This is a genomic window from Segatella copri (assembly GCF_002224675.1).
Taxonomy (GTDB): Bacteria; Bacteroidota; Bacteroidia; order Bacteroidales; family Bacteroidaceae; genus Prevotella; species Prevotella copri_U.
In genome coordinates this window covers 1-24,348 of the sequence record NZ_NMPZ01000015.1, presented here as the reverse complement: position 1 = coordinate 24,348, position 24,348 = coordinate 1, and the positions used below count along the sequence as shown (strand labels likewise).

At 46.2% G+C, this 24,348-nt stretch carries 18 protein-coding genes; 10 read left to right on the top strand and 8 right to left on the bottom strand.

The features are described 5' to 3' along the window. Positions 1–5: 5 nt before the first annotated feature. The 4 genes from CFT61_RS09980 (at position 6) to CFT61_RS09965 (ending at position 4,890) form a co-directional block, all read left to right on the top strand. Entirely contained in the window at positions 6–2,042 is a 2,037-nt protein-coding gene (locus CFT61_RS09980; protein WP_089544292.1) for a family 20 glycosylhydrolase, read from the top strand. Between the two features lie 214 nt (positions 2,043–2,256). Beyond that, complete coding sequence (locus tag CFT61_RS09975) at positions 2,257–3,231, top strand: FimB/Mfa2 family fimbrial subunit (RefSeq protein WP_142990606.1); 975 nt, start codon at positions 2,257–2,259, stop codon at positions 3,229–3,231. 63 nt (positions 3,232–3,294) lie between these two features. Continuing rightward, positions 3,295–3,462 carry a hypothetical protein gene (locus CFT61_RS16975; protein ID WP_176425572.1) on the top strand — a complete coding sequence of 56 codons (168 nt, stop codon included), beginning with the start codon at positions 3,295–3,297 and terminating at the stop codon, positions 3,460–3,462. Between the two features lie 159 nt (positions 3,463–3,621). Beyond that, positions 3,622–4,890 carry an ATP-binding protein gene (locus CFT61_RS09965; protein ID WP_089544289.1) on the top strand — a complete coding sequence of 423 codons (1,269 nt, stop codon included), beginning with the start codon at positions 3,622–3,624 and terminating at the stop codon, positions 4,888–4,890. 109 nt (positions 4,891–4,999) lie between these two features. On the opposite strand, the gene CFT61_RS09960 is transcribed toward CFT61_RS09965, so the two are convergent. The 4 genes from CFT61_RS09960 to CFT61_RS09945 form a co-directional block, all read right to left on the bottom strand. Further along, positions 5,000–6,040: a carbohydrate porin gene (locus tag CFT61_RS09960; RefSeq protein ID WP_089544356.1), complete on the bottom strand. Its 1,041-nt coding sequence runs from the start codon at positions 6,038–6,040 to the stop codon at positions 5,000–5,002. 275 nt (positions 6,041–6,315) lie between these two features. Then, positions 6,316–8,985, bottom strand: a complete 2,670-nt coding sequence (gene mgtA / locus CFT61_RS09955; RefSeq protein ID WP_176425575.1) for a magnesium-translocating P-type ATPase — start codon at positions 8,983–8,985, stop codon at positions 6,316–6,318. Positions 8,986–9,145: 160 nt separating this feature from the next. Then, positions 9,146–10,522 (bottom strand): sensor histidine kinase, encoded by a 1,377-nt coding sequence (locus tag CFT61_RS09950; RefSeq protein ID WP_089544287.1) that lies wholly within the window; start codon positions 10,520–10,522, stop codon positions 9,146–9,148. Between the two features lie 56 nt (positions 10,523–10,578). Further along, entirely contained in the window at positions 10,579–11,265 is a 687-nt protein-coding gene (locus tag CFT61_RS09945) for a response regulator transcription factor (RefSeq protein WP_089544286.1), read from the bottom strand. 189 nt (positions 11,266–11,454) lie between these two features. On the opposite strand from CFT61_RS09945, the gene CFT61_RS09940 reads away from it, so the two are divergent. Next, on the top strand, positions 11,455–11,928 hold the full coding sequence (locus CFT61_RS09940) for a PaaI family thioesterase (protein ID WP_022121659.1): 474 nt from the start codon (positions 11,455–11,457) through the stop codon (positions 11,926–11,928). Between the two features lie 1,296 nt (positions 11,929–13,224). Here the strand turns inward: CFT61_RS09940 and CFT61_RS09935 are convergent. From CFT61_RS09935 to CFT61_RS09920, 4 genes are all read right to left on the bottom strand, one after another. Continuing rightward, positions 13,225–13,824: a PD-(D/E)XK nuclease family transposase gene (locus CFT61_RS09935; RefSeq protein ID WP_089544355.1), complete on the bottom strand. Its 600-nt coding sequence runs from the start codon at positions 13,822–13,824 to the stop codon at positions 13,225–13,227. A gap of 102 nt (positions 13,825–13,926) precedes the next feature. Then, on the bottom strand, positions 13,927–15,912 hold the full coding sequence (locus CFT61_RS09930; protein ID WP_089544285.1) for a heavy metal translocating P-type ATPase: 1,986 nt from the start codon (positions 15,910–15,912) through the stop codon (positions 13,927–13,929). A 238-nt stretch (positions 15,913–16,150) separates the two neighbouring features. Further along, positions 16,151–16,588 carry an Hsp20/alpha crystallin family protein gene (locus CFT61_RS09925; protein WP_089544284.1) on the bottom strand — a complete coding sequence of 146 codons (438 nt, stop codon included), beginning with the start codon at positions 16,586–16,588 and terminating at the stop codon, positions 16,151–16,153. 267 nt (positions 16,589–16,855) lie between these two features. Next, positions 16,856–18,904: an outer membrane beta-barrel protein gene (locus tag CFT61_RS09920; protein ID WP_089544283.1), complete on the bottom strand. Its 2,049-nt coding sequence runs from the start codon at positions 18,902–18,904 to the stop codon at positions 16,856–16,858. Positions 18,905–19,106: 202 nt separating this feature from the next. Here CFT61_RS09920 and CFT61_RS09915 point away from each other — a divergent pair, with 202 nt between their 5' ends. The 5 genes from CFT61_RS09915 (at position 19,107) to CFT61_RS09895 (ending at position 24,291) form a co-directional block, all read left to right on the top strand. Beyond that, positions 19,107–19,850, top strand: a complete 744-nt coding sequence (locus CFT61_RS09915) for a hypothetical protein (protein ID WP_089544282.1) — start codon at positions 19,107–19,109, stop codon at positions 19,848–19,850. Positions 19,851–19,890: 40 nt separating this feature from the next. Next, complete coding sequence (locus CFT61_RS09910) at positions 19,891–21,411, top strand: sensor histidine kinase (RefSeq protein WP_089544281.1); 1,521 nt, start codon at positions 19,891–19,893, stop codon at positions 21,409–21,411. 10 nt (positions 21,412–21,421) lie between these two features. Beyond that, on the top strand, positions 21,422–22,153 hold the full coding sequence (locus CFT61_RS09905) for a response regulator transcription factor (protein WP_089544280.1): 732 nt from the start codon (positions 21,422–21,424) through the stop codon (positions 22,151–22,153). 12 nt (positions 22,154–22,165) lie between these two features. Next, on the top strand, positions 22,166–23,320 hold the full coding sequence (locus CFT61_RS09900; RefSeq protein WP_089544279.1) for a glycerate kinase family protein: 1,155 nt from the start codon (positions 22,166–22,168) through the stop codon (positions 23,318–23,320). Positions 23,321–23,613: 293 nt separating this feature from the next. Continuing rightward, positions 23,614–24,291 (top strand): HAD family hydrolase, encoded by a 678-nt coding sequence (locus CFT61_RS09895; RefSeq protein ID WP_089544278.1) that lies wholly within the window; start codon positions 23,614–23,616, stop codon positions 24,289–24,291. Positions 24,292–24,348 lie beyond the last annotated feature (57 nt).

Below are 24,348 nucleotides of genomic sequence, written 5' to 3'. Positions count from 1 at the left end.
AAAATATGAAGAAAAACCTAAATGATTTCAAGCGTCTCTTGCTGACGGCTTGCTGCACTTTGGTGCTTTCGTGTGGCTGGGCAACAGTCAACGAAAAACCTTTTGTAATCCCTGAACTCAGGCAATGGAGCGGGGCTGAGGGAATGTTTACCCCATCGGGCAAATACGTGGTGAAGGGCGGAAAAAACGCCCAGGATGTGGCGAAACTCTTTGCTGCCGATTATCATGACCTGGTGGGAAAACCGCTCACGCCTAAGACGGGAAAACCCTCTGCCGGCGACATCGTGCTGGAGCTCCAGTCTGATAGGAAATCAGCCCGACTGCTCGGCAAGGAAGGCTATCGCCTCACCATCGGCGACGTAACTACCATCACGGCTTCTTCGGTAGAAGGACTGGTATGGGGTACCCGCACCGTGCTGCAGCTTTCTGAGCAGCAGCGATCGGCTGGTTTCGTGCTGCCTAAAGGCTCTACTCAGGATAAGCCTGCCTACGGGCTGCGAGGCTTCATGATGGATTGCGGAAGAAAGTTTATCCCGATGTCTTATCTGCGTTCGCTCGTCAAGATGATGTCTTATTACAAGATGAATACCCTGCAGATTCATCTGAATGATAACGGATTCCGACAGTTTTTCGGTAATGATTGGGCAAAGACCCAGGCGGCTTTCCGCCTGGAATGCGACACCTATCCTGGACTCACGGCGAAGGATGGCAGCTACTCCAAGGCAGAGTTCATCGAACTCCAGAAACTGGCAGAGCAGTATGGCGTCAACATCATCCCCGAGATAGATGTACCTGCCCATTCGCTTGCCTTCACCCATTACAAGCCAGAAATCGGTTCCAGGGAATATGGCATGGATCATCTCGACCTCTTCAATCCCGAGACCTACAAGTTTGTGGATGGGCTCTTCAAGGAGTATCTGGAGGACAAGAACCCCGTGTTCCGAGGCAAGATAGTTCACATCGGAACCGATGAGTATTCCAATGCCAAGAAGGAGGTGGTGGAGAAATTCCGCTATTTCACCGACCATTATATTAAATATGTAGAGTCGTTTGGCAAGCAGGCTGCCGTTTGGGGCGCGCTTACTCATGCCAAGGGCGACACCAAGGTGAAGTCAGAGAACGTGATGATGCATTGCTGGTACAATGGTTATGCTGACCCGAAGGAGATGAAGCGCCAGGGCTACAAACTGGTGAGCATTCCTGACGGATTGGTTTACATCGTTCCGGCAGCGGGCTATTATTACGATTACCTGAATTGCCAGTATCTTTACGATTCTTGGACTCCAGCGCAGATAGGCAACGAGAAGTTCGAGGAGAACGACCATGCCATTCTCGGCGGTATGTTTGCCGTATGGAACGACCATGCGGGCAACGGCATTACGGTGAAGGATATTCACGACCGACTGTTCCCTGCCCTGCAGACGCTGTCGGCAAAATGTTGGACGGGTGCTGCAACATCTTTCTCCTTTGAAGATTTCAATCGTCTTCGTCTTGCGCTCAGTGAGGCTCCTGCGGTAAACGAGGCAGCACGCTGGCAGAAGGGCAAGCAGCTAAGAATAGAGACATTGAACCCTGGTCAGACCACGGGTGAGAAGGAAGTGGGCTATGGCTATCGGGTGGAGTTCACCATCGAGGGAGCCGATGAGCCGAAGGGCACGGTGTTGTTCTCATCAGATAACGCCACCTTCTATCTTGCCGACCCTGAAAGCGGCTTGCTTGGTTTTGCCCACGAGGGTTATCTCAACAAGTTCAACTACAGGGTAGAGAAGGGCAAGAAGGTAACTCTGGCGATTACGGGCGATAACAGGAAGACCTGTCTTTATGTGGATGGCAAGTTGCGCGAGGAGTTGGGTCCGCTCACCCTTTATGCGATGCAGCAGAAAGACCTGGCTACATTCCAGAAGAGTGATGCTACAGCCACTCAGCCTATCGTTTATAATCCTTCTGCCAAGATGCACTATCAGCGCACGCTGGTGTTCCCACTCCAGAAGGCTGGCGATTTCAAGAGCCGGATTACGGGAGTGAAGGTGGAGCAGGAGTAGTCTATAAGTGCCCATAAAAGCCCCCTATTTATTTAATCAGGTGAAAACTTCGTTAAGATAGTTAAAAAATAGGGGGCGAGGAGTACAGCGTATTCAAAATTTTAGTAATTTCGCATCAATACTACTACAGAAAAACAGCTAGCTGTATCAACTAGATGGGTAATAGCAGACAATACCAGATATTCTGGCGTATTTCTTCTAAATTCTAAACCTAATGAAGAAATATTTCACTAAAAGCCTATGGCTTATTATTGCAGCCTTACTAGTAGTAAGTTGTAGTAAAGAGGATGGCGTGATGGATTCTTCATCACGAAGTGACAAACTGGAAGTTAGCTTCAACTTCTTCGAGAAATCAGTCTCTGAAATTGAATCCAGAGCAGGTACTGCTGACGTAGCTCAGGCAGCATCTCCTTGGATTACCCGTGCAGACACTGATGGGAAGAAGAACCTGAGTGAGTGCAAGCAGATTACTGAGTTGGAGGTAGCCCTGTTTCCGGAAGGTAAAGATACGATGTATTTGGTAACCCAATTCTCTACCGACAAGAATTTCGGACAGGTGAAACTGTATGTGCCTAGAGGTAATTACAAGATGGTGGCTATTGCCGCTGCTACTGATAACCCTTCAAAAGACAACAAGGTCAGCATCAAATCAAAGACTGAAGTCGTCTTTCCTAAGAATGAGGCCACAGATATGTTTTATACCTATCAGGATATTGCCGTAAAAGATAGAGAAGAAAGACAGAACTACGACTGCATCCTGAAACGTGGAGTAACCGTATTGCAATTGGACAGCCGATCAGAAGTTCGTCCAGACTACATCAAGTCGTTCAAATGTATGATTACCGGCAACTGCGGTAATGTCTTCAATCCATCTACGGGCTATTGCCTCGAGAAGACTACTCTTACCAAGACATACGATATATCGGGCGATCGGTTCAAGGCAAAAAGATTCCTTTTCACCATCTATTTCTTCCTGGGTGCGGATGATGTAACGGATATCACGCTGGCTACTCAGTCTACTGATACTGAAGATAAAGTGGCAAAAGACCTGTCGTTCAAAAATGTCCACATGGTGAAGGGAAAGATGACCATCTATAAAGGTCCGTTCCTCTCTACCCACTCTGCCGTATCATTCACTATCGATTCTCCAACCATTCCGGATTCCGGTTTTAGCACCGAATTTGAATAAAAAAGAAAAAAAGAAAGAAAAGAGGGTGTGTCATGAACTTATGGCACACCCTCTTTTTCGTTTTTGCATAGATTTCCTTCATACCATAATCCAAACGGTGCCTACTGGTTTGATGATGAGAGCGGCAAGTTCATCACCAGTTCTTGTTATATGAACCAGTTGCCCAAGTGGATGGATGCGTTCAACAGCCAGCCGATAGCCGATTTCTTGTCTTATCTTGCTAAGAAATAACAGTGAAGCTATCTTTGTATCTTTGTTTTTTTTTCGTCCATAGACGAAAATCTTATCAAAAGTGACGAAATTTTCGTCCATAGACGAAAATCTTGTTAAAAATAGAGATATTTTCGTCTATGCACGAAAAAAATGCTATCTTTGCACAAAAAATCAAGTATGAACGAAAATATAGAATCAGTAAAGAAGTATAATCTTTGGTTTGGCAACACCATCGATTGCGGTTTTCCCCGTCCGCTTTATACCGAAAGTGTCGTTTCGTATCTTGGCAGCAAGGTGGTGAAGGTACTTACGGGACAGCGACGTGTGGGAAAAAGTTATATATTGCGTCAAACAGCCATGCATCTTGTGCAACAGGGGGTCAGCAGCAATAATATTGTCTTTATCAACCGAGAACTGACAGCGTTTGATTTTATAGAGAACTATAAAGATTTGGATAATTTTATTCGTTTGTACCGGGAGGAATTGAAACCTGAAGGACGAATTTATATCTTTATAGATGAAGTGCAGGATATTGATGGTTGGGAACGTGTAGTCAACTCGCTGTCTCAAGATTATACTGAAGATTACGAGATATTTATCACAGGTTCTAATTCTAAGATGTTCTCTGGAGAATTATCAACTCTTCTATCTGGTAGATATGTGGAATTTCACATATTCCCGTTGTCTTACGAGGAATATGCGAGTATTCATCAGCTTCCTGCCGGTAGAGTGAGTTATTTGCAGTACATGTCGGATGGTGGTTATCCTGAACTCGTGCATTTCCAGTCTTCCGATGTAAAGCGTAACTATATTTCGGGATTGAAGGATACGGTATTACTGAAAGATATCATACGCAGATATACGATTCGCGATGTAAGATTGCTCGAAGATTTGTTTGCCTATCTGGTTAATAATTCTTCCAATCTTCTTTCTGTTACCAATATTACCAGCTTCATAAAAAGCAAGGGACGCAAGACTTCGTATGATACAGTATCTCTATATTTGGGATATATAGAAGAAGTTTATCTAACACATCGTGCTTTGCGCTATAATATCAAGGGGAAGGAGATTCTTTCTGGCAGTTGTAAATACTATATGAACGATTTGTCGTTTAAAAATTATCTCTATGCCGGATTCGGATATGGAGCTGGGTATCTGTTGGAGAATCTTGTTTATCTAGAGTTGTTGCGTCATGGATATGATGTATATGTGGGGAGTATTAAGGATAAAGAGGTTGATTTCGTTGCCATCAAGAACGATCGTATCATCTATGTGCAAGCCACTTATATGCTTGTAGATGAGCAGACAATAGAGCGTGAATATGCTCCGCTGGAATGTATCGCGGATAACTATGAAAAAGTAGTAGTATCGCTTGACGATCTTCAGTTGCCTTCTCGCAAAGGCATTTCGCATGTGAGAGCATGGGAATTATCTCAGATGTTATAGTTTCATTCTGAATAGTGGGTAGCTGTTATTTTACTATATAAAAAAGGTGTACATCGTTTGTTTTTTTGAAGTCAAACGATGTACACTTTTTGATAATTATCTCTTTCCTTTAAAAACTGACATAGAGTCGGGCACTGAGTGCCGTGAAATCTCCATTGTCGTTTTTGATGTACTGGAACGATGGCTGAAGGGAGATGGATTCCGTCAGCTGTCTTTTCCACGTTACTTCCAGCGAATATTCCGAACCCTGCTGGAAGCGGGCGTACTGGCCCGACAGACCACACTCGTTCTTCTCGTCCTGATAGGCACCGCCCAGTTCTGCGTATCGGTAGCAGGCATTCTGATGACTGGTGTTCTCGGAATATTGCACCATGCACGAAATGTTCCTGTCGCCAGCCTTCCAAACGCTCTGCTCTCCGTAAATCCACCAGCCACAGGTTGTTTTGCCCTTGGAATCATCGGCAGAAACCATTTCGCCATCCTCGTTGATTGGATATTGACGGGTATGGACGGCAGCACCCGCAAAATATTTTCCACCTTTATGTTCATACTCCAACTGCGACATGTTGAAGATTCCATCCTTCTTCGGGCGAACCAGGAAAGGATTGTCGTGGGCTTTCCAGCCATTATATCCCGCACCATTATACAGACTGTTTCTGAAAGTCCATCCTCCCTTGGTTATATCAAAGTAAAGGGTCAAGCCTGAATACGGATAGTTGGCTATCGGATAGCTGGAAGCAACCGTAGGAAAGATTCCCTCAGAACTGTTTTGGAAAAGTGCCGTAACATCAGAGGTAAAGAAATCCTCGTTCACGTTTCTCACACCCACAAACAGATGGCCCGAATTCCACTCGTGCATGTAGCCCAGCACGGCAAGCATGGCGAAGTTGTTGTCTGCATCTATGTTCGAAAATCCCTGCCAGTCGTCAATAATGCCATCGTTGGTCTTTGCTACATGCAGCGTAGCCGCCTCGAACGAATCCTTTCCTTTTCCTATTGGAACACTCAGTTCCAATCTCAGCTGATTGATCAGATTGGTATTCTTGTTCATGTCCCATTGCCATTCAGAAATATACTGTCCGTTAAAGCTCTGTGCATAAGCAAGGCAAATATTGATGCTGCCTAAAATAATAAAAATAATTCTCTTCATTTCTTCATGTTTTTGTATAATCTTCATGTTTTGTATCATTTCTTGTTCATTTGCTCGCCTCTCGCGAGCATCTCGCTAATTCATGCTGCAAAGGTATAGGATATTTCTAAATCCAGCAATACTTAATAATTGGTATTTTTATTTATTCTAAATAATGAAGTACTCATCTTTATCCCCATTTCTAGGTATTTTTTGTTTCTTCTAAATAATCCGGGTTCCGTCTAGTCCCTATTTCTAGGTAATCAGACGGAACAGACAATAAAAATTTTCCTACATTACAACCAGCGTTTGAAAGCCCTGATATAAAGGGTTTTGAGCCATTGCGTCAATACGCAGTAAGACAGCAGAATGCCTATGAGCCATGGAAAGTAGGTCCATGGAAGAGGAGTTAGGCCTATCGAACTGCCGAATGAGGTGAACGGAATACAGAGGCCGATTGCCATGATGGAGAAGGTCATCAGCATCACAGGCCATGAGGCAGAACTCTGGATGAACGGAACCTTGCGGGTGCGGATCATGTGAACGATGAGTGTCTGCGAGAGCAAACCCTCTACAAACCACCCCGACTGGAAAAGGGATTCCATATCCGGCCCCTGGCACTTGAATACCCACCACAGCACCATGTAGGTGACAATATCGAATATCGAACTGATTGGTCCAATCCAGATCATGAATCTGCTCAGGTCGCCCGAGTCCCACACGCATGGTTTGGCGAGGTATTCCCTGTCCATGCGGTCGAAAGGAATGGTGGTCTGCGAAATATCATAAAGCAGATTCTGAATGAGCAGATGAATCGGAAGCATCGGCAGGAAAGGCAGGAAGAAACTCGCTGCCAGTACGCTGAACATGTTTCCGAAGTTGGAACTAGCCGTCATCTTCACGTATTTCACGATGTTTCCGAAGGTCTTTCTGCCTTCCAGTACGCCGTTCTCCAAAACCATCAGGTCTTTCTCCAGCAGGATGATGTCGGCACTCTCCTTGGCAATATCTACAGCTGAATCTACCGAGATTCCGATATCTGATTCTCGCAAGGCTGCTGCGTCATTGATTCCGTCGCCCAGGAAGCCCACGGTGTTGTTCTTCTTCTGCAGGAGCTGGATGATTTCCGACTTCTGCATCGGTGTAAGCTTCGAGAAGATGCTGCATTTTACCACCGCTTTCTGTTTCGCCTCCTGACTCATGTTTTCGAGTTCCGGCCCCGTAACGGAATCAGAAGTATTGATTCCTACCTGTCGGGAAATCGCCTTTACCACCGCCTCGTTGTCTCCCGAAAGTACTTTTACTTCCACGCCGTGCTCGTGCAACTGCTTGATGGCCTGGGAAGCTGATTCCTTAGGAGGATCGAGAAAGGCAAGATAGCCAATGAGAACCATCTCCTTTTCATCTTCGATGGCAAAGTTGTTTTCCTTGCTCAGGAAACTCTTCTGCGCCAGGGCCAGCACTCTCATACCTTGTGCATTCATCTCCTTCACGAATCTCTGTGCCTTGCTTCGCATGCTGTCTGATAAAGGCTGAACCTTTCCGCCGAATTCCGCAAAGCTGCAAACCGTCAGCATTTCTTCTACGGCTCCCTTGGTGATAATCTGTCGCTTGCCATTTCTGTCTTCTACCACCACCGACATGCGTCTTCTGGTGAAATCGAACGGAATCTCATCCACCTTTTTATATGAGCTGCTCAGCGATTCCAGTCCCAGTTCCTTGACGTGCGAGAGGATGGCGCGATCCATCAGGTTCTTAAGTCCCGTCTGGAAATAACTGTTGAAATAAGCGTGGCGCAGAATGCGGTTTTCCTTATCCTCGGTTCCATCCACGTTCACGTGGCGCTCCAATACGATGTGGTCCTGCGTCAGGGTGCCCGTCTTGTCGGTACAGAGAATGTTCATGGCACCGAAATTTTGAATGGCGTTCAAATCCTTTACGATGGTCTTCTTGCGCGACATTACCATCGCTCCTTTCGAAAGGTTGGCGGTTACAATCATCGGCAACATCTCTGGGGTAAGTCCCACGGCCACGGAGATGGCGAAGATGAAAGCCTCCAACCAGTCGCCCTTCGTAATTCCGTTGACCAGGAATACTATAGGAACCATTATGAGCATGAAGCGGATGAGCAGCAGACTCACCTTGGTGATTCCCTTGTCGAAAGCCGTAGCGGCACGATGGCCCGCCACGTTCTTGGCAATGGTTCCCAGATAGGTGTGGCTGCCGGTGGCGAAGACAATGCCTTTTGCCGATCCGCTCACCACGTTGGATCCCATGAAGCAGATGTTGTCGAGGTCAACGATGCTGCCCGTATGGTTGCGGGCTTCCGAAAGATTCGGGAATTTTTCGATGGAATCTGATTCGCCTGTCAAACTGGATTGGCTGACGAACAAATCCTTGGATTCGATGATGCGGACATCGGCAGGAATCATGTCGCCGGCAGAGAGCATAATGAGGTCGCCAGGTACCAGTTCCTCGTTGCTGATTTCATCGCCTGGCGAACCGCCACGGGTGCTTGTGCCGAGACGCATTACGTAGCAGGTGTTGGTCACCATCTTCTGTAGAGCTTCGCTGGAGCGGTTGGCTTTCCATTCCTGCACAAAGCGGAGGATGGTGCTCAGAATAATCATGGTCGAGACTACAATGATGGAAGTCCAGTCCTGGTCGCCAGGATCTGCCATCCACACATCCATCACGTAAGAGATGGCTACCAGTACGGTGAGCACTCCTACGAAAGGATTGATAAAAGCCTTGACAAGCATTACGAGCGGCTTTTTCTTCTGCTCGTGTACAATCTCGTTCTTGCCATAGAGTGACAGTCTCTTCTCTACTTCTTCATCGGTGAGTCCCAATGAGGTAGTCTGGAAGTAAGTAAGCACCGTGTTGAGTGGTGCCTTGGCAGCCATCAATACCGTCTCGGTATTGAAAGCCATTTTTCTGGTGTTCTTTTTCTTCTTCCACATAATTGCTTTACTTTTACTTGATGTGAATTATTGTTTTGCGGTTGCAAAGGTAAGCAAACTATGTGGAAGAAGCCGTTAGAAAAGAATTAGAACGGTATTAGAAAACTATTAGAGAATCAGTAAGTCGTTTATTAATAGGGAGATGTATATTGTGAGGATTATGCTAGATATGTGGAATCTCCACAATGAAGAGGGTTCCCTTGCCCTGCTCCGAATGCACGGCGATGTTGCCATCATGCAGATGGATAATCTTATGGGCCAGTGTCATTCCGATGCCGTAGCCTTCTACTTTCTTCTTCTCATCTCCGCCTCCTCTATAGAATAAGGTGAAGAGATTCTCCTTATCCTTTGCCGACATTCCAAAACCGTTATCTGCCATGCGGACGATGCTCCATTTGTCTCTGAATGAAATCTGAACGATAGACGAATGGTTCTCCGAATACTTGCAGTTGTTCTCTATCAGATTCGAGAAGGCGATGTTCAGCAGATAAGGATTGCCGAGGACGGTAATCAGACTGTCATCGTCTTCTTCCTCGTTGCAGAAGAGTAGGTCGATGCTGTATTCCGGATGCGCCCGCAGGATGAGTTCTCTTGCATCTAATAAAAGTTCATCCAGGCGAACCTCTCGCATGCTGATTTCTTCCTTGCCGTAATCCGCCTTTGCCAGGTTCAGCAACCCGTCTATCAGTCGGGTCATTCGCTTGGCGTCCTGCTGCATGTTCTGCATGGCGAGCTGGTACTGCTCGTTGGTTCGCTCTTTCTGCAGCGAAACATCGATTTCGGCTGTTAGGGCAGCCAGGGGAGTACGCAGTTCGTGAGACACGTTGCTCACAAACTGCTTCTGTGAATTGAATGATATCTCCAGTCGCTTGAGCAGTTCATTGAAGGCGATGGTCAGTTCGCCCAACTCATCTTTTTCGTTCTTCACGGGGATGCGGCGGTCGATGTGGGAGGCTGTAATAGTTTCAGCCTCATTCACGATGTTTCTTATCGGTTTGAGGGAGAGTTTTGCCAGAACATAGCCGGCGATAAAGAGCAGCGACAATCCGATGATGAAGAGGCAGATGAGGGTTTCCTGCAGTCCCACCAGGTTGTCGTAGCCGTAGCCGTCATAAGCGGCAGCTGTAACAATATAATCCTTTCCCTTGTATTGGAAAACCATTCCGATGCCCTGGTATTTTCCGATGTGGAATTCAATCTCTTTTTTCTGAATGATTTCCTTGATCATCCCTTCGGTTTCCTTCACGATGTCGTTGTGGATGGCGTCGTGGTAGAGCATGTGGAAATCGGTGGTATAGACGGCAACCTCTACCTCGTTGATAAACTTCCTATTGTTCAGATAAACCGACTGCATGGTCTTGGCATCTACCTGTCCGGCCAGGAAGAGATTGGCCTTGGTAATGCCTTCGCTTTTCAGGTTTCTGAAGAAAGTCTGGTCTCGGGTATGTTCGCTGACCAGGTAAATGAGCACCATGCAAAGCAGAAATATGGTTGCCGTAATGCAGGTGTATTTAAGGGTAAGGGCTGTTCTGATCTTCATATCTCTTTTCTTTCTGGTTTTATTCAAATTCTTATTCGGTTTATCTGTTTGGTTCGTTACATCTTGTCCGTCAAGATAAAACCAACTCCCGGCTTGGTATGAATCAGTTTTACCTCGAAGTTCTTATCCATTTTCTTTCTCAGATAGTTGATATAGACATCGATGAAATTGGTGCCCGTATCAAAATGGGTGTTCCAAACCTTTTCTGCTATTTCCACTCGGCTCACTACCTTTTCTGCATTCTCCACCAGATAAACCAGCAGGTTGTATTCCTTAGGCGAAAGCTTGACAGGTTCGCCGTTTCGTGTTACTTCCTGTCTTTCAAGATTGATGCACAGGTCGGCGTATGAAATCTCCTTTACCACATCAACCTTAGCCACGGCTCTTCTTTTCTGCAATACTCTCACTCTCGCCAGCAGTTCTCTGAAATCGAATGGCTTCACCATGTAGTCGTCGGCTCCCACATCAAAGCCTTCCAGCTTATCATCGGCGGTTCCCAGAGCCGTGAGCATCAGAATAGGGATTTCTTCATCCGCCTTTCTGATTTTCTGGCAGAGTTCGAAACCATTGAGCTTCGGCAGGATAATGTCTGAGATAATCAGTTGGAAATCATTCGATTGAAACAGTCTCCATCCCATCTCACCATCGTAAGCCACCAGAACCTGATAGCCGTTCTCTTCCAGACCGATTTTCAATAAATCAGCCACTCGCTTTTCGTCTTCTATCACTAAGATCTTAATCATACTTATAATCGTCTTTTTGTAGCTTGCAAAAGTACATCAATTTTAAAGATTCCCACGCTTCTTCACTTTTTATTATGGAAAATTAACCGTAATATCTTTAAAAAACTTTGCCTTATCAGATATTATTCGTACCTTTGCCTTGTTTTAAAAAGTTTAAGCAGTTAGAAATCAGTTTAATCAATTAGAAAAATGAAGAAGATATTAAATCCATATTTGAACAAGGAGGGTTACAACTGCGTTTGCTGTGCCCCCAACAATCCTGTAGGATTGCATCTTGAGTTTTGGGAAGAGGGTGAGGATGTGCTTACCATCTGGAATCCCGGCGAAAATTATCAGGGCTGGATCAATACCCTGCATGGCGGAATCATCAGTATGCTGATGGATGAAGTGGCAGGCTGGGTTATCAACCGCAAACTGCAGACCACGGGTGTGACGATGCAGCTTAACGTGAAGTACAAGAAGCCTGTGATGACCACCGATTCGCAGATTACGGTGCGTGGTCACATCGCCAGTCAGCGCCGCAACATCGTCACCATCCACCTGACTCTGGAGAACTCCAAAGGCGAGGTTTGTGATGAGGGCGAAGCCATCTACTTTACCTTTGGTCCTGATAAAGCCAAGGAGATGGGGTTCGACAGCTGCAAGGTAGAGGGGGAGGAATAACTCTCCCCACTTGTTTGTAATGCTGGAGTCTTTCTTGAAGTTTTGAAAGTTCTTGAAGTTGCTCATGCTCAGTCTGCGTTTAAGAGTTCCTTGAATCACAATTCCCCAGAAAGCTGTTTCCTGCCCATTTTGTGGTCTTCATTGATGACCGGCGCCTGCCATCTATTAAGACCAGCCTCGGTCTTCATAGATGACCGACTTTTGGCACAAGAAGACTGTTCTTTCGATTGCCGGTGCAAAGATACAAAAATCCGAAGCAGAAAGCAAGCTTTTTCCCGTAGAATGTTGAAAATATGCTGTAAGTGGTTGATATGTAGTGATATGAGTATTTGCGTTTTTTACATCTGATTGCAAGAGTCGCCTTGGATTGCTTTTGATGATTGAAAAGCGGAAGAAGGAAACAGGGTCATTTCGGGTCAAGGTCATTTCGGGTCATTTTCATTTTCGGGGCGCAAAAGTCATATATAGTATAATATAAATAAATATTTATATTATACTATGACTCAAAATGACATTCGCATTTTCAAAATGACCCGAAATGACCTTGACCCGAAATGACCCGATAGAGCTTCTGAAAGTTATACAGAAAGGATGTGGCGTTGTTTGTATTGTGTTGATAATCAGTTTGGTAGTTGTTGATTGAACTGTTTCGTTTCCCTCGTTTAATGCTATTAAAACGCACAGAATCTCCTTCGATCTATCCCAGTTTTCTTGCTCTTTTTACGAGAATCTTGACAAAATATATCAAGAAATTCCTTGTTTTACCCCTTTCTTTCTGCCTTTTACCCCTCTTATTTTTGCCTTCTGAGGAGGTGAAAAGTGCCATCGGAGCCACTTTTTCTTGCTTCTAAGGGCATTTTTCTCCTCTTTTCTCTGTAAAAAACAATCCGGCCTTTCTTGTCATTTTTGCTTGGGTAATGTGATTTTCTGTAGACAACGGAATCTGGCTATTTAGGGGATAAGGTCATTAAGGTCAAGGTCATTAAGGGTCATTAAGGTTTTTCAATACCTTAAAAGTCCTTTACGATTTGCTATGAAAATCGCCTTTGCTAAAAAGTATGTTTTATGGGGTAAAATCCATGTCTTATAAGGCAAAAATCCAGCTTTTTTCGGAAAAGTGTGGTTTTCTGCCCTTGTTTTCATAGGAAAAGTGTATTTTTTAGCCCTTGTTTTTATAGGAAAAGTGTATTTTTTAACTATTGATTTATAGGAAAAGTGTGTTGTCTATATTTATAAAAGAGACTTCTTGGTTTGAATGCCAAGAAGTCTCATAAATCAATTTTTAAAAGCCAGTTCTTATTTTCTTATTTTCTGAATTTCCTCCAGTGGAAGCTCTGTGGCCGTTGATACTTGTGCTTCAGAAAGTCCCATTGACAAAAGGCGGTAAGCTGTGGCTATCTTTTCTTTCGCCATACCTTTCGCCATACCTTTTTCCATACCTCTCTTCTCATCAAACTTTCTGGTGGCATATATATCACGCATATTCTTAATGTCCTCGTCATAAAGCTCAAGTTCCTCGCGGGAAAGCTTACGGAGGTCGCCTATCTCTGCCAATTTGCGGAAGACTGGATACTTCTCGCTGAATGGCATCTGCTCAAACATGTTCATATTCTTCATTATATAAATCCAACAATCAAATATATCCATACACTCTGCCTCCGTATGCTTGTCGAACAATGGCAGTTGGAGGTAAACAATACGCATCCTGTCGAACACCACACCACGATCATCGGGGCGCAAGCCAAGTTTTTCGGTCTTGGCAAACGTCACGTCCTTGATAACCAACTCGTCTTCAAACAGTCCGTTGAGGAATGTTATCAAACATTCTTTCGTGTCCTCGCTTCCAAAGATTCGCTTGAAAGCCCAATCGACACGTGGGTCTATAAATCTTGCCATCTTCTTACGTTTTATAAGGTCGTGGACGCAATATTGCAATTCTGCTGCGAAGATACACTTTTTTATTGAATCTGCCAAGAAATTCTAGGATTTTCTGTCATTTTACGCTAATCTCAACCTCAGCGAATTAAGCACTACGCTTACGCTGGAGAAGGCCATCAGGGCACTTGCCCACATCGGAGTTATCTGGAAATCAATGCCGAAGATATGAAGGGCGCCGGCTGCCAATGGGATGCAGATGATGTTGTAGATGAACGCCCAGAAGAGATTCTGCCAAATCATGTGAACCGTCTTCTGACTCAGTTTTACGGCTTCCGGAAGTGCCAGGAGGTCGTCGCTCATCAGCGTAATCTGCGCCACATCCATCGCCACATCCGTTCCCTTTCCTATCGCCATGCTCACGTTGGCAAGGGCCAGGGCCTGGGTGTCGTTGATTCCGTCGCCCACCATCGCTACCTGCTTGCCTTCGTCCTGAAGTTTCTTTACCAATGCCTGCTTGTCGCCAGGCAGCACCTTGCTCTGGTAATGCTTGATGCCGGCTTTCTCAGCCCAGTAGTGAGCCGCTTCCTCCTTGTCGCCACTCATCATATAAACCTCTATTCCCTTTTCCTGCAACTGCTTCATCGCTTCCTGGGCATGAGGCTTGAGGGTCTCTCTCGTCTCCAGATCCAAATCCTCCTGCTTGGTGAAATCGATGTTCTGGTTAGGAATGGTGAGGGTGCCGGTCTTGTCGATGACGAGAGCGTTGATCTTGTGGAGATTCTCCAGCGCCGACGCATCCTTGATGAGAATCTGCTTCTGCGCCGCTTTGCCGATGCCCACCATCAGGGCGGTAGGAGTGGCTAAGCCCATGGCACATGGACAGGCGATGACCAATACGGCAACGGCTGAAAGAATGGCCTGCGGAAGTGCTGCGTTGCCGCCTATCAGCCACCATGTTAAAAAGGTGATGAGGGCGATGGCTGCCACGGCTGGAACGAAAATCAGAGCCGCCTTATCCACGATGCGCTGCACGGGTGCCTTACTGCCCTGCGCCTCCTGAACCATGCGGATGATGTGTGCCAGGGCGGTGTTCTCGCCAATCTGCTTGGCTCTCATGCGGAGCTTTCCCTGACTCGGAATGGTGCCGGCCAGCACGTTGTCGCCTGCCTTTTTCATCGCCGGAGTCGGTTCGCCGCTGATCATCGCTTCATCTACATAGGCAGCATCGGGAGTCATGAAACTCTCTGCCTGGGTAACCACGCCATCCACCGGAATCTTTTCGCCGGCTCTTACTTCTATCATGTCGCCTATCTGAATGGTGGAAATCGGAACTTCCTCCATCTTGTAGTCGTTGGTGCCTTCTATCTTCTCGTAAGTCACCAGTCGGGCGGTTTTCGGCTGCATTCCCATCAGTTGTCGGATGCTGCTCGCCGTACTGTCCTTTGCCTTTTCTTCCAGGCATCTGCCGGTCAGCACGAAGGTGATGATCATCACGGAAGCATCGAAATAAGTGTGCCATTCTATGCCTCTCGCTCCCCATACCATTTCTCCGAAGAAGGTGTTGAAGGTGCTGAAGAGGAAGGCGATGAGGGTGCTGAGTGCTACGAGCGAATCCATGTTTGCCGTATGCTGAAAGAGCTGCTTCCAGGCGGAAACATAAAACTGTTTGCCGCAGTAGAGCAGGTTGGCGAGTGCCAGGAGCAGACAAATCTGATTGGCGAAGGAACTCGAATGATGAGTCGAGGCAACGCCATCTGAAATCATATTCTGTTCCATGCCCAGAGAAATCCAGCCCATGGAGAAACACATAGTCAGGATGGCGAAGAGCCAGGAAGCGAGGGTTCGGCGGCGCAGAAGAGTGAACTCACGGCGGTTGATTTCCTCCACGCTTCTGTCGCTTTCGATAACGAGGTCGTAGCCGGCGTTGCTGATTTCCCGTTTCATATCTTCCAGAGAGATGATGTCGGGGTCATAATCTACCAGAGCAGTTCGGCTCGCCAGGGAAACCGAGGCGGAGTTGATGCCTTCTAGCGACTGCAGCTTCTTTTCGACATTGGCAGAGCATACGCTGCAAGCCATGCCTATTACTGGAATTGTTTTCTTCATCTGTTTCTTATATAAATGTTCTGAAATTTATAAGCAGAAGCTTTGATATCTGCTCTTCAGCCTGCAAAATTACATATTATTTATGACCCCCGCAAGATTTATGGAAGAAATATCCTGATGGATAGATGAAAATCACTATAATAAGGTAGATGAAAAATGTGATGATTCAGGTAGGGGAACAAAAAAAGGCAGGTTCCAAATTGCCTTGGAATCTGCCTCGATCATTTATGGGAGATGATTATTTGACTTCAATATTCTTGGTAGCCTTAGCCTCCTCCTTAGGAGCAAGCTTTGGAATCTCAACCTCAAGAACACCATCAGCTACCTTTGCTGAAATCTTCTCACGGTCAGCGTCCTCAGGGAGTGTGTAGCTCTGCTGATAGTTGCTGTAAGAGAACTCGCGGCGCAGATAGTGCTCGTGCTTATCTTCATCCTTATGTTCCATCTTGTTCTCGATAGCCACATTCAGGTTGCCATCGTTATCGATGTTGATGCGAACCCATTCCTTCTTCAGTCCAGGGGCTGCAATCTCCATCTGGTAAGCTTTCTCGGTCTCCTTTACGTTAATGGCAGGAGCGGTAGCATTCATACGTGGCATCATGTCGGTGTTGAAGAATGCATCATCAAAGAAGTTACTCAACCAATCTGAATTATTATTTCTACGTGCTAACAACATAATTAAAACCTCCAATTTTATTTTACTCGTCCTCTCGGTTCCTTGCGGCTCCGTCGGGATTTCTGCTTGTTAATAATCTTTTTTTGCCTCCGCCTCGAAACTCCGTTGTTCTTTCGAACTCCTTCATCTTTTGGCTTCAGCTTTCACTCTTATGTTGAGCAACTTGCGTGCCAGCGTCGAATTGATGACAATATTGGCAGCAAAGTATAATTAATTTAAACTTTGCTGCCAAAATGGGAGGCTTTTCTTAAGCTGGATGCTCTCGTTTTATTTCCCGAATCTGGAAGTATCTACTTCTACATGTTGCTTGGCCTTGTAGCCTCCGAAACGATAGGTGAGGGAGAGGCCGATGATTCTGCCAAAGTACATTTTGTTGATGACGTGCTGACCTCGGTAGGTGTCGTGCAGATGGTTGTCGCCTGTCTCGAAGATGTCGTTGCAGTAGGCTTTCAGCTGGAGCTTGTCATCCTTGAGTGGCTTCCAGGTGAGGGCAGCGTTGAGATAGCCTGAGGCTGGGATGTCGATGATTCCCTGGATGGCGTCGGTATGGACGGAAGCATCGAGGTTGAGAAGCATATGCTTGCCAAAGAGAAAAGTACCGTTCCACTGGGCTTGACAGAACCATCTGCTGCGGTCGAATGGGAGATCATAGAAGTGGGAATTCTTGTCATTCTGATATACGCCAGTGAAGGTAAGGCGATTTTGCCACCAGTTGCCTATGTTGATTGGGGCTGTGAGCATCAAGCCTACCTGGTTTACATGGTCGAAGTTGACATGCTTGTATTCCATCTCCTTCTTCTTGTCGCTCTGGTAAGGAAGCTGACGGAATTCATCTTTCGAGTTGTTGAAGAAGAGACTTGCCACGTATCTGCTGTGCAGAATATAGGTAAGCGAGAGGCTGAGGTCTCGTGATGGCTTCAACGTCGGGTTTCCTACAATCTTTCCATATCCTCCCGCATTATAGGTGGTGAAGTTCTTCACCGACCAATAGGTAGGGTAGTCTCTGTCGCAATCCAAGTCGAATTGGATGATGTGTCCAGCTTTTGGAAGATAGGTGATGGAGAGTGTAGGGAAGAGGTTCCACTCATCCCAGATTGGGGTGTGGTAATATTCTTCCATGAGCGATGCTTCCATCGTGAGTTTTTGTCCGAATGATTTGCTGGCTCCGATGTAGAAGCTCATTTGATCTTCGGTTTGAATGGTGTTGCCATCAGAAGACTTGTTGTTGTTCTCCTGCGAGCTCTTGTCTCTTGATGTGGTGTAATTGATGCCGTAGTTCAAGCCCCAGTCTTTTCCTAAGTCGTGCTCCTGCTTGAGGTAAGTGCGCCATTTGTCGATTCGTTGCTGGCTTGTGATGTCGTAAATCTCATCGTAGAGACTGCTTTTCAGCCATTGTTCATCCGGAGAATTATAATAGGTGTATTCTGCTCCTGCCGAGAAGCCGAATGGTGTGGAGTAATCTAGGCGGAAATTGTGAAACTGACTCTTGGCATGGATTCTGAGAAGGGATGTGAAATCGCCATCATCCTCTGAAGTTCCTCTCGTGTTATTGAGTTGTGAGGTGTAGGCAAAGCTGAGCTGATGATCCTTTGCCAGATGATAGTTGATTCCCAGTCGGATGTTGTGGTTGAGATGGCGTTTGATATTGTCGCTATGTGTAGAGAAGGCATAGGAAGTGCCATCAGTCAAGGTGTGGGCAAACTCATTTTCATAGTAATAATATCTCTTGCCATGACCGAAGGAATAGAGCATGTCTATTTCCCATTTCTTGTTGGTGAAGAGTAAGGAGGCGCGCTCTGTGTAACTGTTGCGGTTCTGGTGGGTGTAGCCGCCGAAGAACTCGCCTTGCAGGGAGTGAAAGCCTGTGTTGTGCTTCAGCAGGAGGTTGATGACTTGTCCCTTTACCTGATAGCGGGCTGGGGCTGAATAGATGACTTCGGCGTTGGCGATGCGGCTGGTAGGAATCGTTTTCAGAAGCGAATAAAGCTGCTCGCTCGTCATGGTGGTAGCCTTGCCGTCTATCATCACGGTTACGGATTGGGCATTGAGAGTCAAGGCATCATCTTGTTCGTTCACACCAGGCAGTTGCTTGATGGCTTCATAGGCATTATCCACCGGATGGTTTTTGATGAGTTGAGGCAGGTCATAGGTCAATGTCGCCCCTTTTACCTTTACGATAGGTCGGTTTCCTTTTACCATCACATCGGGGAGGGAATGGATAATGCTGTCCATTCTCAGGGAATCATTTCTGTTTCCTTGTGCCCAGCCGGCAAGACTGATGGCCAGGCAAGCGCTTAATATAACCAATCTTTTCATATTCTTCTTATCGTTTTATCTTTTTATCGTTCTTTCGGGAAAAAAACTCCCGATTTCGGTTGCAAAAGTACTGTAAAAAAATCGTGTCAGCAAGGAATTTTGATTATCAAGTCTTATCAGAAGTGTTATTTAGTCTTATCAAATCAGAAATAATTCCCTGAAAAGTATCTTACTTATCTTCTTTTTTATTACTTTTGCAAGCATGAAAGAGAAACGAAGAATATTCATATTGGCAGTTGTGGCTTGCTTTTGTACATTGGTAATGCAAGCACAGGAAGTGAAGAGTGTTTCTTTGGATTCCATTCCGAAGGCATCTTTACCTAAGGAAGGTATGTCGTTTAAGGAAGGTATGTCGTTGGAATATTCTCGTCCTTCGCTCGGTGGATTTCCTGTACTTCAAGGCAAATCTTATTACTCTGAATCGAATGCACCTTGGATGTCGGAAGAAGGAAAACCTTTGGAGATTGCGCCGAATGCAATACCTCATATTTCTCTTCCTTCCCCGAATTTGGGTGCGATGGCGGTATATTCTTCGGGTATTGAAGTCCCAGGACTGATGAATAGGCAGACAGCAGGGGTTGTTTATCAACAAAATTTCGGGCGTTTTGTTTTTTCTCCTTATGTCGGGATAGAAAAGATAAACACGGGAGTATATGGATTGGGCAATCTCACCAAAGCTTCTTTTGGCGGACGAATGGCTTATCAGGTAAACGACTGGCTCACAGTGGGATTCTATGGACAATATGTTCCAACGAAAACCTCTGACCCTCGAAGCGTCATCATGTCTCCTTTCAATCCCAAGAGCAGCTATGGTGGCTTCATGGAAGTGATGTTCAATCAACATTGGGGGATAGGAGCCAAGATGGGACGAGAGTTTGCGCCACAAAAAAATGGTAAATGGGGATGGAAGAATACCACGGAGGTTTATCCGATTTTCAGAAAATGAGTATTTAATTCATCTGGAAAAATCTTTAATAAAGGAAAGAATGAAGTTACATCTTAAATACATAGTTACGCTCGTCATCACGGCTCTGGTCTGCATCTTCGCATATCAGACCTATTGGCTCGTGGGGCTTTATCAGTCTCAGAAAAAGGAGGTTGAAGCGAAAATCAAGGGTGGAATGGAGTACGCTCACTTCATGGAGATGAAGAAGCGAATCGAACGATTGCGCAATGATGATAAAGGACCTCATAGACAACTGACGGGGGCTGTTGCTTTTTCTATGGATGAAGACGATGATATTGATCAAAAGGTAAAGGTGAAAAAAGTTCGTGGAGGAAAGATCGTTCAGTCTGTTCAAACAACTTTTACTAAGCAAGAGAAGCGTAGTGAAGATGACAAGGACCAGGAATTGATGATGATGATGTCGGGCAAGCTGGCAACTATGGTTCAACAGGCGCTGTTTGGCAAATTGAATGAAATCGCCAAACCTGACATCAATGACTATGACAGTGCATGGGTTGCCAAGATGCTTTCTGACAGTTTGTTGGTGGGCGACGATATTCATCCGCTTCCACATCAGATTCAGCTTTTAGCAGGAAAGAAGGTTTTGGCGAAAGTGACAACGAAGGGGTATGTGCCTTCCGCCAATGCCAAGCAATACCAATATGTGGTTTGCAATGAGGGGGAGGCGAATGAGGAGAAATATGTCCTTACCCTAGAGCCGCTTACGATGACTGTGCTCAGCCAGATGGCAGGCATCCTTGCCACATCGCTCTTCATCATGCTCATCCTGGCTTTCGTCTTCTGGTTCCTGATTCATACGATGCTCAAGCAGAAGACGCTTGATGAGATGAAGAGTGATTTTACCAATAATATCACGCACGAATTGAAGACTCCGATAGCCGTAGCCTATGCTGCCACCGACTCCCTGCTGAACTACGGAATGCTCCAGCATCCTGATAAGGCGCGCAAGTATCTCACCATCGCCCAGGAGCAGTTGCAGACGCTCAGCGGATTGGTGGAACAGATTCTGTCGATGAGTATGGAACGACGGAAATCGATGCTTCTCAATATCGTGGAAGTTCCAATGATGGAGGTGATTGAACCATTAATCTCCCAGCATCAGCTGAAAGTGAAATCTGGAGAAAGAACGGATAAAAAGGTGAGTATTTCATTGTCCGTAGAACCGGAAAATCTGGTGGTTCATGCCGACCGGATGCATTTCTCAAACATCGTGAGCAATCTCATAGACAATGCCATCAAGTATTCTGAAGATAGCGTGAAGATAGAAATCAAGGCTTTCCAAAAAAACGAGGATGAAGTGCTGGTTTCCGTGTCAGATAATGGAATCGGTATTGCCCATGATAATTTGCCTTATATTTTCGACAAGTTTTATCGGGTGACGGATGGCAATAAATATACGGTCAAGGGCTATGGTCTCGGGCTTTTCTATGTCAAGAGCCTGATGGAGAAAATGGGCGGTTCTGTTTCCGTAGAAAGCGAACCGGGAAAAGGAAGCTGCTTCACCCTGCATTTTCTTAAAGGTAAAAGGGTAAAAAAGTAAAAAAGAAACAATGAATAAGATAAAAGTATTACTGGTAGAAGACGAAACATCCTTGGCGATGATTCTGAGCGACACCTTGGAGGCGCAGGGCTTCGAGATGCGCACGGCGCATGATGGCGAAGAAGGGCTTCGTATGTTTGCAGAACAGAAGCCTGATGTGCTGGTTGCGGATGTGATGATGCCCAAAATGGATGGTTTCGAGATGGTGCGCCGTATCCGCAAGACGGATTCCCGTACTCCTGTGCTTTTCCTCACGGCTCGTTCGGCGGTGAATGATGTGGTAGAGGGATTTGAATTGGGTGGCAATGATTATCTGAAGAAGCCGTTTGCCATCCAGGAACTCATCGTCCGTATCAAGTCGCTTTGTCATCGGGTTTCTGCAGGAAATATTTCTTCTGAAGAACAGGAAGGGGGGAATGTTTCTCCTGATAATCCGAATGCTGCTGATCAATGGCTCTCCATCGGTCGTTATCGCCTGAATGTTACCTGTCAGATTCTGCAGTTGGAAGGTAAGGATACAGAACTGTCACATCGTGAATCAGAAATCCTTCGCATGCTTGTGGAGAGCAAGAACAATGTGGTAGAGAGCAAGGATATTCTCCTGAAACTTTGGGGTGATGACAGCTTTTTCAATTCCCGCAGTCTCCATGTTTTCATCACCAAGCTCCGCCACAAGTTATCTGCCGATGAAAATATCAGAATCATCAATGTGAGGGGGATTGGGTATAAAATGATTTATTAGAGAAAAATGACAATGGCTAAAAAGAAGAAGATAATAATAGCTTGCGACTCTTATAAGGGTTGCCTTACGAGCAGAGAGGTGAATGAGGCGATTGCTTCGGGAGTGAAGGAATGGAATGCGGAAGATACTTCTCCCGAAATAAAGAAATTGGATTCAGATGCAGCTTCTCCCGAAATCATTACCCTGGAAATGAGTGATGGGGGAGAGGGAATGCTCGATGCTTTTCTCTCGGCGATGAAGGGAGAGCGAGTGAGGATTCATGCCCATGATGCGCTGATGAGATGGATTGAGGCGGAATACGGAATCGTGGATGATACGGCGATTATCGAGATTGCGCAGACCGCAGGACTGGCTCTGATTGAGCCTGAACAGCGCAACCCGATGAAGGCTACTTCATGGGGCGTGGGCGAGATTATAATGAATGCTTATCGCCGGGGCGTGCGCCGTTTCATCGTGGGCTTGGGCGGAAGTGCCACATCCGATTGCGGCATCGGAATGCTCAAGGCTATGGGCGACGACTGGAAGAAAATCCGCCGGGAATGCAGTTTCGTGCTGGCTTCGGATGTTACCAATCCGCTCTGTGGTGAAAATGGGGCGGCTCATGTCTTTGCGCCTCAGAAGGGAGCTGATGCTAAGATGGTGCAGATGCTGGATGATAGGGCGAGGAAGTTTGCCGAGGTAAGCGCCAAGCATTTCGGATATGATAGGAGTGAGGCTCCTGGGGCTGGTGCGGCCGGAGGACTGGGCTATGCTTTCCTGCAATATTTCAATGCTGAGGCTCGTCCTGGGGCTGAACTTCTCTTGGATGAGATTGGTTTTGATGTGCTCATTCAAGATGCTGGTCTCGTGATTACGGGCGAGGGACATAGTGATAAACAGACCTTGATGGGGAAACTGCCGCAAAGGATTCTGGAGCATGTTCTGAAGTGTAGGGAATTGGATAAAAGTCATGTGGTTTGCTCGCTGCTTGCCGGGGATTGCAAATCCCCGGAATCTTCGTTCCCCCTTGTGTGGCTTGTGTCGGGTGGCGTGAGCGACAGGCAGGCGATGCTGGATGCAGGTTTTGATAGAGTTATTCAGGTTACTCCGGAAGAAATGCCGCTGGATGAGGCGATGAAGCCGGATGTTGCCCGTAACAACATCATAAAAGCGATAAAGAACAAATAAAAGTTAGGGTATAAAGAAACAATAAGATAATATAACTCAAGTTTTGCTCCACACGCCCTGAAAGGGCAGAAGCTCTTAGCCCAGGGCATCGCCCTGGGTTATTATGGACGCAACCCTGTCGCCCTGTAAGGGCAAAAGCTTTAAAGAACCGGGCTATTTACAAGGCTTTTGCCCTTACAGGGCGCCTTGCTGATTGCTATTATACCCAGGGCGCTGCCCTGGGCTAGGAGCTTTTGGGCCTTCAGCCCGTACTTAAACCACATGCGAAACTTCAGTAATATAATATAAGAATAATGAAGTATATAATTTTTGATTTTGATGGAACCATCGGCGATTCGCAGAGTCTCATCGTGAAGACCTTGCAGGATACGATGCGTGCAAGAAAACTGGAAGTGAAATCGGATGAGGCTTGTGCCAAGACCATCGGTCTTCGATTGGATGAGGCCTTCGTCTCGCTCTTCGGAATGAGTGCTGAGGAAGGAATGGAATGTGCGGCAACCTATCGCGAAATCTTCCTGGATAACAAGAAGACGATGATCGTGCAGCCCTTTCCTCACGTAATAGAAACCCTGAGAGAATTACACCGTCGGGGCTATATTCTGGGTATGGCTAGCAGCCGCAATCATTGCTCGCTGGATGGATACGTGAAGCAGATGCAGCTGGAGAATATCTTCTCTTCCATTGTGGCTGGCGATGATGTGAAGCACGTGAAGCCGGCACCCGATATGGTCTTCAAGGCTTTGGGAGAGATGCCGGGAATGAAGAATCCCGTAACTTCAGTAGAAGCTGAAAAATTCAAGGATGTTCTGGCTGAAACCCTCGTAGTAGGAGATATGAACTTCGATGTGGATATGGCTCACCATGCTGGTTGCAAGGTCTGTGCCGTAACCTATGGAAATGGAACCCGAGAACAGTTGGCTTCTGCCGAATTCATCATTGATGATTTTGCAGAACTCCTGGAACTGGTCTGAGATTAATTCTAACTGTACAGTTGAAACGCCCTGAAAGGGCAGAAGCTCCTAGCCAGC

Bases quoted from the DNA above. Each gene is read 5' to 3' on its own strand.
- CFT61_RS09910 (WP_089544281.1), top strand. From the start codon at position 19,891: ATGAAGTTACATCTTAAATACATAGTTACGCTCGTCATCACGGCTCTG.
- CFT61_RS09915 (WP_089544282.1), top strand. From the start codon at position 19,107: ATGAAAGAGAAACGAAGAATATTCATATTGGCAGTTGTGGCTTGCTTT.
- CFT61_RS09900 (WP_089544279.1), top strand. From the start codon at position 22,166: ATGGCTAAAAAGAAGAAGATAATAATAGCTTGCGACTCTTATAAGGGT.
- CFT61_RS09895 (WP_089544278.1), top strand. From the start codon at position 23,614: ATGAAGTATATAATTTTTGATTTTGATGGAACCATCGGCGATTCGCAG.
- CFT61_RS09950 (WP_089544287.1), bottom strand. From the start codon at position 10,522: ATGAAGATCAGAACAGCCCTTACCCTTAAATACACCTGCATTACGGCA.
- CFT61_RS09920 (WP_089544283.1), bottom strand. From the start codon at position 18,904: ATGAAAAGATTGGTTATATTAAGCGCTTGCCTGGCCATCAGTCTTGCC.
- CFT61_RS09975 (WP_142990606.1), top strand. From the start codon at position 2,257: ATGAAGAAATATTTCACTAAAAGCCTATGGCTTATTATTGCAGCCTTA.
- CFT61_RS09960 (WP_089544356.1), bottom strand. From the start codon at position 6,040: ATGAAGAGAATTATTTTTATTATTTTAGGCAGCATCAATATTTGCCTT.
- CFT61_RS09980 (WP_089544292.1), top strand. From the start codon at position 6: ATGAAGAAAAACCTAAATGATTTCAAGCGTCTCTTGCTGACGGCTTGC.
- CFT61_RS09930 (WP_089544285.1), bottom strand. From the start codon at position 15,912: ATGAAGAAAACAATTCCAGTAATAGGCATGGCTTGCAGCGTATGCTCT.
- CFT61_RS09905 (WP_089544280.1), top strand. From the start codon at position 21,422: ATGAATAAGATAAAAGTATTACTGGTAGAAGACGAAACATCCTTGGCG.
- CFT61_RS09945 (WP_089544286.1), bottom strand. From the start codon at position 11,265: ATGATTAAGATCTTAGTGATAGAAGACGAAAAGCGAGTGGCTGATTTA.
- CFT61_RS09925 (WP_089544284.1), bottom strand. From the start codon at position 16,588: ATGTTGTTAGCACGTAGAAATAATAATTCAGATTGGTTGAGTAACTTC.
- CFT61_RS09940 (WP_022121659.1), top strand. From the start codon at position 11,455: ATGAAGAAGATATTAAATCCATATTTGAACAAGGAGGGTTACAACTGC.
- CFT61_RS09965 (WP_089544289.1), top strand. From the start codon at position 3,622: ATGAACGAAAATATAGAATCAGTAAAGAAGTATAATCTTTGGTTTGGC.
- CFT61_RS09935 (WP_089544355.1), bottom strand. From the start codon at position 13,824: ATGGCAAGATTTATAGACCCACGTGTCGATTGGGCTTTCAAGCGAATC.